This window comes from Segatella albensis DSM 11370 = JCM 12258, from assembly GCF_000426565.1.
Classification (GTDB): domain Bacteria; phylum Bacteroidota; class Bacteroidia; order Bacteroidales; family Bacteroidaceae; genus Prevotella; species Prevotella albensis.
Genome location: NZ_AUFP01000031.1, coordinates 1 through 8,723, shown reverse-complemented (window position 1 = coordinate 8,723; position 8,723 = coordinate 1). Strand labels below are relative to the sequence as shown.

Sequence of the window (8,723 nt, the reverse complement as noted above, 5' to 3'; positions counted from 1 at the left end):
AGAACGGAAAGAGCATAAGCAGATTGAGTACCTGCAAGGATGTAAACTTGCAATTCGCACGCTTCTCTACACCAATCTGGCTAGAGCGTATGTTTATATGTTCCATCACTCTCATTATGCTGTTAATTGCACGATTATTTTCATTTTCAGAGAAGAAACTTCTCAAATCTGATAGAATAGTTGTATCTTTGCTCACGGCTTCTAAGTTTGAATTTTATTGTTTGGTCACTATAAAATTACTCATTTTCAATGAGTTAAACAAACTTTGAAGCCTTTTTTATTCCAAATTTACGTTAATATATGCATGTGATTTCTTACATGCGAAAGTTCAATTAAATAATTATATCCAATAGAGGTCGTTTCTGTTGGTGCTATTATAGTGTTAGAGTTTTATTACATATTCAAGTTTTAGATAACAGACGATGTCTTGTATAAACATAAGATGTTATTTGTTTGCCAATTATCTAAATTTGTAGGAAGGAGAGTAGGGGAAGTCTATTTCCCCATGACATAAATTATACATGGGAAAATATTATGCCAGATGAAGAGTTTCCAGATATCTTTTGATTACGTTCGGTTTACCTGTACGTTTCCCTGTGTCTTCTGAGAGTTTACATGTATCATTATAGTAAGGCCATGATTCTGTAATTTTTACAGCTACCAATTTTATTACGATATTCATAGGTTCTATACCTTCGAAATCATTTGTAAAGTGAGTACCAATACCAAATGAAGGACGACAATAGTGTTTGGCAAAACTTTGGATTTGGATGGCCCGATCAGTATTTAGAGCATTTGAGAAAATTACCTGCTTAGATCGAGAATCGATACCTATCGAATTGTATTTGTCGACGATTTTCTTGAGTTGCTCGAAGTTATCTCCTGAATCAACACGTAGTCCACTAAATAAATTTGCAAAATCTTTAGAGAAGTTCAATGAAAAGATATTCCATCCAAAAGTGTCGTAGAGATAAGTGCCAAGAGCTCCTCTAAAGGTGTTTCTCCAAGCATCCATCGCTAAATGATTTGCCATTTGTGCGCCGTACATACCACCTATTGCACATATGAATTCGTGTGCCATAGTACCAATAGGAATTAAGTTATATTTCATGGCCAGGTATACATTACTTGTACCTACGAATTTGCCCTCACGTTGCCATGTCTTTTGACAGTCTTTCATAGCTCTTATTGCCGTTTCTTCTGCTTTTAAAGAAGCTCTGCGTCTTGTGCCAAAGTCAGAGAATATACATCCTGCTTCAAGTAGCCTTTCTGCTTTTAGATAAGACTTTTTATAATAGTCATCGTAGTCGAATAGGGAAGTCTGATTAGTCATGATATAGTATAACTCAGAAATGATAGCTAAAACTTTTACCTCAAGTAAAATGGTATCAGACCAGCATCCTTCGAATTCTACGTGCAGATGGCGCTCCTCGTCTTGCCATGCTTTTACCCAATCTGCCGAATAACGATAACCTTTCAAGAAATTGTAAAACCAATGAGGAATATAGCTACAAGTTCTTTTTATAAATTCAATCTCCTCGTCGGTTATTACTACATTCTCGAGCATTTTAACTTGGTTCATCAGTTCATCAGCGAATCCTTCTGGATATACAGTATCGTTTCTGTCCACAAATTGATATTTCACTTGAGCACGTGGAAAGTTATCAATTACAGCACAACACATAGAAAATTTATACAGATCGTCGTCTGTAAAATGCGTAATAATCTGTCGCATAACTCTTTACAGTTTGATTTTAAATAGTGATCCCATTGGACAAACGAATCTACAATAAGGTCGAGTGATAATGGTTGAGAGCAACAAAAACCCTAACGCGATTACAAGTACAATTACAGATGCTGATTTCCAGATGAATGCTGAGAATGGTTCGTAGTCTATCCATCCAAACCATAAACCTGTCCACATACAAAGCATTAGTACCACAAGAATGATTCGACGCATAATATCAAGTTTCTTAATGGTTTGGGAGCCTATCTTTATTTTGTAATTGACACATTTTCCGGTCAATTCCTGTAATGCACCATATGGACAGATATGTGTGCAATAATATTGTTTTTTCCCAAAAATAGGGTATATAAAAGCTGTGATAAGCATGATTACGGGTACAATATACTCTAATACATTGATGCCGTTTGACATATAATTCATAAGAGCTGAATATGATAAGAATGTACCACACCAAAATCCCAAAATTGCGATATTTAGTACCTGTTGTATTATGCGGTATTCTTTGTTTTTATAGAATAGTGGAATGATAGCTGCCATTAGTGCCACGATGAGAGCAGTGATACCTTTTGCACTTGCATCGAATTTTGAATACCAATTTTCTTTTACTGTATTTTTCTGAGCAAAAGCGATACCTCTCTCCATATTAGCGATGATAGCTTTCGAAGAGAATGTTGCGCCAGACACAGCATCAACTTTCATTTTCTGTGCCTCGTCAAGTGATTTTCCGTTCCATTTTTTTAGTAGAGATTTCGCTTCGTTAAAGAAGTCTGGGGTTTCAAGGTTAGGTAGAGCCTTCACATTTAGTATTCTCCCATTTTTTACGGTAATCTCTAATGGTACATTTCCACCATATCCCGTGATATCTTTACCTAGCTGCATTGTATTTATTACGTAACTTCCATCTTCAGCTATATGCATGGTGTCGTTTACGCTTTTTGTTATTGCTTTTGAATTTTCACTTTTAAGATGATGCCCAAACACTTTACCATCGCGTTGGATTGAAGCTACTAAGATAATTATGAAACTTACTACCAGCAGCAGTATAGCTTTTAATGTTTTGTTTATCTTGTTCATTATATCTATTAAAGTTCGTTTTACGTATTTGTGTGCAAAGATAAAATAAATTTTTGTATATTTGCCGTCAAGATGCAGAAACATTTCTTTCTACCTTATTAAAAGGTGGCGAGAAAATCTATCAACATCATTAATATGAAAAAAGGATTGATTCTAGAGGGAGGCGCCTTGCGTAGTTTGTTCTCTGCAGGTGTCATGGATGTTCTCATGGAACATGGGATAGAGTTTGATGGACTTGTAGGTGTATCAGCTGGAGCTGCTTTTGGATGTAACTATAAGTCCCGTCAACCAGGCCGTGTTTTGCGATATAATCAGCAGCAAGCGCATGAATGGCGCTATTGCAGTATTCGTTCCCTCATTACTACTGGTGATATTTTTGGAGGAGAATACTGTTATCATACACTTCCGGATATAATCGATCGTTTCGATGTAGAGACTTTCGATAGTAATCAGATGGAATTTTATGCCGTTTGTACAGATGTAGAGACGGGTAGGGCAGAGTATCGCTTGCTGATGCATCATGGATACGAGTGTTACGAATGGATACGGGCTTCTGCCAGTATGCCATTAGCCTCACGTGTTGTGAAGATAGGTTCTCGTAAGATGCTTGATGGAGGTATTGCAGATTCAATTCCTCTTAAATTCTTTCAGCAGAAAGGCTACGATCGATGTCTTGTTGTTCTTACCCAACCAGAAGGGTATGTGAAACGTCCTAATTCCCTGATTCCTCTTATGCGATGGTCGTTGCGCCATTATCCTGAATTTTTGCATGCTGCTGCTCATCGTCATATTATGTACAATCAACAGTTGCAATATGTACGTCAAGAAGAAGCTGCGCATCGTGCTTTTGTCATTCGGCCGAAGCATAAACTTTCTATTCACTATATTAGTCATGATCCGCGTGAAATGCAGCAAGTTTACGATGAAGGCCGTGCAGCAGCACTTGAAAAGTTATCTCAGATTATCAGCTATTTGCAATGACGTTTTGATAAAATCCCATGTAAAAAGAGGATTAAGTGTTGGTAATGTAAAGCCGAGATTGCAGATTCTTGAATTTTTTTGCTGATATCTCATTTTAAAGTCGTATCTTTGCAGCCAAAAAACAAAAGATATTTTAGGATGACTTCAATAAGCGTTAATACAGACTTATGTATCAAGTGTGGCAAATGTACGAGAGTATGTCCGCCTCATATTTTCATGCAGGTAGATAAAGGAATGCCTATCCGCGTGGTTAAAGCCGATAATTGTATCGTATGTGGACATTGCGTTGATGTATGCCCTAAGCATGCTATCGAGCATAGCGAGATTCCATACGAAAAAGTACATAAGATAGACTATAAGGCAATGCCTACCGCCGAGCAGTTGATGAATCTTTTTCATGCTCGCCGTTCTAATCGCACATTTACCGACCGTTCTCTCCAAGAGAGAGCTGTTGAGCAGATCATCGAAGCAGGATATTATGCTCCTACTGCTGTCAATAATCGTCAGGTACATATCAAGTTGATAAATGATGAGGATACCTTACGTCAGGTGTTCGAATATGTAGTAGATACCTTCTCTGAGATGGCACTTGATATGCGTGTGCGTGGTGAAGAATCCACCGATGATGGATATTTTAGTGCCCCTATGCTTGAAGGACTTGTCAAGGCAGCTAAGCGTGGTAAGGATCCTATTCTTCGTGGTACTCACAATCTGCTTATCTTTACCAGTAGTCATCGTATGGGATTGCGTGACTGTCAGTTAGCTTATCAGAACGCATCGCTTATGGCTCAGGTGTTGGGAATAAGTCAGGTATATATGGGCTATGTATGTAATGCCTATGAAAATGGTGATCGTCAGCGCCTCAAGGATATTCTTGGTGTAGAAGATGAGATTCAGGCTGTTATGGCTTTGGGTATTCCATCTTTTGTATATACCAGTTATACAGAGCGATAAAGAATTGACATATGAATGAGAAAATCGTGCTACAAAGGAGAAATCCCAAGTAGCACGATTTTTTTTGTTTATTTTTATCACTATTGTGACAAAAATAAGTTTTTGATCAAGGAAAGTATATTTATATACCTCTGATGTTTTCTATAGGAATTATAATTTCTCCTAATTCCATCATTGCGTTGATAAGGGAGACTTTCTTGAAATATTGAATATCCTTTCTTCGGATACGAACTTCTCTTATAACTCCTTTGTCGAGCAAATATCTGCGCATTGTTCCTTGGAGTAGAGGAGTATCTGGCGTTAACCATTCTTTTCCATCAAAGAAACAGATATTCGTATAAGATGTGTCGGTGACACATCCATTTTTAATGATTATCACCTCGTCTGCATATGATGGTGCTTGAGCACGTAGCGATGTCAATACCTTTCGATCAGTACTTTTCCATGTATAGTCGATGGTATTGTCCTCTATGATTGATAGAATTTCAATATTTTTGCGAGTATACGATGAAAGATCCTGAGTTATGATATCCTTGTTATATATAACGCGGAGCTTCTGTAGAGACTCAGAAGAAGGAATATTAGGCAGCAGTTCGTCTGCTCCAATTCTCTGACATCTAGGCCAAAAGTGTTCACGGGTTCGGTTTAATCTCTTTAGATGATAATCCAGGTTCATCGTTATACCGTCTTTGATTCTTATGGTTTCAATAAATGGGCACATATATTTTTTCAATAATTTCATTATACTCTTTTTCTTCCTCACTTTGGGCAGTAATTCCGCCACCAGCTTTATAATATAGTTTACCATTTTCTTCATCGATAAAACGTATCATTACGCTACTATCGATGTTACCATCCTTCCATATTCCCATCACACCAGTATAAAACCCTCGCTGATATTTTTCTGCTTGTTTAATTATTTCCACTGTTTTTTGCTTTGGCGCACCAGTAATCGACCCTGCCGGTAATAGTTTCATAAGTAAATCTCCTGGATGTTGTTGGTAGAAGGGTAGGAGTCTTCCTTGAATTTTAGAACTGGTTTGTAAAATTGGTCCGGAGTTGGTTTCCAAGCGTTCGATATATCTATATTTTGGTACTCTTACATGTTCGGCGACCATACTTAAATCGTTGCGTATCAAGTCGACGATGGTAGCGTGCTCTGCGATTTCTTTTTTATCCTCCATCAACTTCTGTGCTGCGTTTGGGATGTTGGCATCAATTGTGCCTTTCATAGGATAAGAACTAATCTCCTTGTCCGTCACTTTTATGAATATCTCGGGCGAAAAGCATACAAACTGGTTAGATATCCAAAGTCGGTATCTAGCAGATGATGTAAGAAAAATATCACGCATTGAAAGGTTGGTACTTATCGGTACGCGACAAGTCAGATTGGTGAGATAGCTATTACCAGCCTTCTCTCTTTCTATTACGATGTTAAAGCTATTATGATATTTTTTCTGATTGGGATCTTCGTGCGACCATAATATATCGTGAGTGTCTACAGAAACATCTGATGGGATATTATTCTCGTTACCAAAAGCATATAGCATTTCCTTAGGGTCTATTCTTCTTAGGGAATCTACGTAGCCTTTGGCTTTGTCGAAGTCGATTACAAATATGAACGGTTCGTTCTTGTTTGCCAATTCGTTCATTGTGTCGATAATAGATATTTTATCTAAACATCTCATTGTTTATTTCCCCTTTTATATTATTCGCTAATCTAATAAGCAAGTGCAAAGTTACAATATTTTCTGTAATTCCGTACTTGCTATTTAGATGTTTTTACGCAGTTAACTCCATCAGCCTACGCTGTTAATTATGTGGCCCCACGCAGTTAACTGCATATTTTAGCAAAAATATTGACTTTTTCTTCTCATAAACTGACTCAATAGACACTTTCTGTTTTCTTGTACTGTCTCGATAGACATAATTGAAAGATCCGTACTATTTTTGTTGACACCTTTGAAAACAGACTATGCTGAGCCTAGGCTTGCTTGTTATACAAACCTAAGTTTCCCTAGAAGGGTCACTCAGGTTTAAGTCAAGTCTACTGGCATACGCCTTCGTGATGCCTTGTTGTTTGATTAGTCAAAGGTACTATATTATTTTCATCTGTACAGTTTTTTATATAAACTTTGTTCTTCCACATTTTTCCCTGCTTGCCTTGCTCCAAATGGGCAACAGCCGGCACCTTAATCCGATACTCATGTGTGGTCGATGGTAGTTATAGAAGTGGATGTAGCGTCCAATGACATTTCCGGCATGTACCAAAGAGTTGAAACGCTTCTGGCGGTAGACACTTTCGACCTTGATCTTTCCGTTGACGGACTCTGCGATGGCATTGTCAGTAGGTTTGTAGTCCTCCGTCATAGAAATTGTGCATCCGTATGTCTGCAGCATCTTAACATAGGCATCGCAGCAGTACTGTACACCGCGGTCAGAGTAGTGAATCAAGCCCTTGAGGGTGTCGATACCACTCATGGCAACCGCCTGATCTACTGCCATCTGTAAGGTCTGCATTGTAATGGCAGCCTTGAGAGAGTCTGCTAGTGCCCATCCCACGTATGCGTCTGTGATTAAATGCAGGTAACAAACATCTCTCCTTTCAAGAGCTATATAGGTGATATCAGCCACCTATAGCTGATTGGCGGCAGTCGGCACGAAGCCTTTTGCTACGTTCTTCCACTTGTGGAAACGATGATTGGAATTTGTCGTGTGTCTCGCCTTTGGAGGTGGAAGCATCAGTCCCCTGCGCCTCAGTATTTCGAAGAAACGGTCACGTCCGGGCACGAAGTCACGTCCGAACAGAACGATAAGCATCACCCAAAGCTTGTATCCATCGATGCCGGGATCCTCCCCACGGATCTCCCTGACGGCCTCAATGATCTTACGCTCATGTTCAACTTCTTTCGCAATGTCAACCTTCGACTGGTAGAAGGCTTGCCGACAATGGCCAAACAGCCGAACTACGAGTGCCACTTTCAAACAGCACTCGTAGACCACTCCGTAGCTACTTGGCCCCAGATTTTTTTCGGATTTAGATGTCAAAATACTCTTCGGCCTTGTCAATCATCATGTCACGGGCCAATGTCTCCAAACGAGAGAACTCTAAAGTCTTCTCCAGTTCACGGATACGCTTCTTCAACAGCGCATTCTCATCCTTGTAGTCTTCCTTGCTGCGATTTGCCATGTCTTCTTTTTCCGGTTTCGCATACAAAGATACTGTTTTTCCTTCATTTCCGTACTTGCACAGCCATTTATTTAATAAGGCTATGCCACAAAGACCATGATGCTTGCAAAAAGAGGCCTTGCTCATTCCTGAATGATAATACTCACGAAGCAAGGCTAATCTCTCCTCTTCGCTGTAATCTTTGTGATTTTGACCCTTACTCATATAACACATTTTTATTTTTACTAAAAGTGTCTACCTATATCAGTATAAGTCAAACTGCATATTTTAGCAAAAATATCGGTGTGATATTTCCCCCAATATTAAGCGAACCCTCCCGAAGGCATTCCAAACGGATCCCGAAGCCTAGTCATATGTTTTATCTTTCGTGCGCACGCACGCATAAATAATAAAAGGTATAAAATTCGAAAGTCTATTTATTTGTCAAATATTACGAAAACTTTGCAAAAATCTCGAATTTTTCTCGTGAAAGTTTTGGCAGTTTGGCAATAAAGTTATACCTTTGCACTCGCTTTCAGGAACAAGGCAACAACCTAACAATTGAAGCTCGAATCCTAAGAGTAAGGCAAGAGTCTTACAAGGCTTTTTGCCGCATAAAGAAAGAGTTCTTTGAAAAGATTTACATAAACAGAGAAGTAGTACAAGAAGCGAGTTTACATAATTAAAAATGTAAAACTTGGGTAATAAAACGAACCGTTCAATTAATTGAAGGTGCTTTTAGACTTGGTAACTATAAAGGATAATCGTTCTGAACAGACAATTAGACTTCGAAAGAAG

At 38.6% G+C, this 8,723-nt stretch carries 8 protein-coding genes; 2 read left to right on the top strand and 6 right to left on the bottom strand.

Annotation, left to right across the window (positions count from 1 at the left end):
- Window positions 1-532 precede the first annotated feature (532 nt).
- Both pncB and K333_RS0109575 read right to left on the bottom strand, forming a co-directional pair.
- On the bottom strand, window positions 533-1,735 hold the full coding sequence (pncB, locus tag K333_RS0109580; RefSeq protein ID WP_024990685.1) for a nicotinate phosphoribosyltransferase: 1,203 nt from the start codon (window positions 1,733-1,735) through the stop codon (window positions 533-535).
- Window positions 1,736-1,741: 6 nt separating this feature from the next.
- Window positions 1,742-2,821: an FMN-binding protein gene (locus K333_RS0109575; protein WP_027452625.1), complete on the bottom strand. Its 1,080-nt coding sequence runs from the start codon at window positions 2,819-2,821 to the stop codon at window positions 1,742-1,744.
- A 135-nt stretch (window positions 2,822-2,956) separates the two neighbouring features.
- Between K333_RS0109575 and K333_RS0109570 the strand changes: the two genes are divergently transcribed.
- Both K333_RS0109570 and K333_RS0109565 read left to right on the top strand, forming a co-directional pair.
- Window positions 2,957-3,802, top strand: a complete 846-nt coding sequence (locus K333_RS0109570; RefSeq protein WP_024990684.1) for a patatin-like phospholipase family protein — start codon at window positions 2,957-2,959, stop codon at window positions 3,800-3,802.
- A gap of 138 nt (window positions 3,803-3,940) precedes the next feature.
- On the top strand, window positions 3,941-4,756 hold the full coding sequence (locus K333_RS0109565; RefSeq protein ID WP_027452624.1) for a nitroreductase family protein: 816 nt from the start codon (window positions 3,941-3,943) through the stop codon (window positions 4,754-4,756).
- A gap of 121 nt (window positions 4,757-4,877) precedes the next feature.
- On the opposite strand, the gene K333_RS0109560 is transcribed toward K333_RS0109565, so the two are convergent.
- The 4 genes from K333_RS0109560 to K333_RS0109545 form a co-directional block, all read right to left on the bottom strand.
- The gene (locus K333_RS0109560; protein WP_051230932.1) at window positions 4,878-5,498 is read right to left on the bottom strand and encodes an aminotransferase class IV; all 621 of its coding nucleotides are present in this window, start codon (window positions 5,496-5,498) and stop codon (window positions 4,878-4,880) included.
- Window positions 5,461-6,444 (bottom strand): aminodeoxychorismate synthase component I, encoded by a 984-nt coding sequence (locus tag K333_RS0109555; RefSeq protein ID WP_024990682.1) that lies wholly within the window; start codon window positions 6,442-6,444, stop codon window positions 5,461-5,463. Before K333_RS0109555 ends, K333_RS0109560 begins: the two co-directional genes overlap by 38 nt.
- 436 nt (window positions 6,445-6,880) lie before the next feature.
- Window positions 6,881-7,390, bottom strand: a complete 510-nt coding sequence (locus tag K333_RS13490; RefSeq protein WP_244870426.1) for an integrase core domain-containing protein — start codon at window positions 7,388-7,390, stop codon at window positions 6,881-6,883.
- Between the two features lie 403 nt (window positions 7,391-7,793).
- Window positions 7,794-8,150 (bottom strand): transposase, encoded by a 357-nt coding sequence (locus tag K333_RS0109545; RefSeq protein ID WP_027452623.1) that lies wholly within the window; start codon window positions 8,148-8,150, stop codon window positions 7,794-7,796.
- Between the last annotated feature and the right edge of the window lie 573 nt (window positions 8,151-8,723).

Excerpts from the sequence above, each read along its gene's own strand:
- K333_RS0109575 (WP_027452625.1), bottom strand. The coding sequence starts at position 2,821 with ATGAACAAGATAAACAAAACATTAAAAGCTATACTGCTGCTGGTAGTA.
- K333_RS0109555 (WP_024990682.1), bottom strand. The coding sequence starts at position 6,444 with ATGAGATGTTTAGATAAAATATCTATTATCGACACAATGAACGAATTG.
- K333_RS0109570 (WP_024990684.1), top strand. The coding sequence starts at position 2,957 with ATGAAAAAAGGATTGATTCTAGAGGGAGGCGCCTTGCGTAGTTTGTTC.
- K333_RS0109565 (WP_027452624.1), top strand. The coding sequence starts at position 3,941 with ATGACTTCAATAAGCGTTAATACAGACTTATGTATCAAGTGTGGCAAA.
- pncB (WP_024990685.1), bottom strand. The coding sequence starts at position 1,735 with ATGCGACAGATTATTACGCATTTTACAGACGACGATCTGTATAAATTT.
- K333_RS0109560 (WP_051230932.1), bottom strand. The coding sequence starts at position 5,498 with ATGAAATTATTGAAAAAATATATGTGCCCATTTATTGAAACCATAAGA.
- K333_RS0109545 (WP_027452623.1), bottom strand. The coding sequence starts at position 8,150 with ATGAGTAAGGGTCAAAATCACAAAGATTACAGCGAAGAGGAGAGATTA.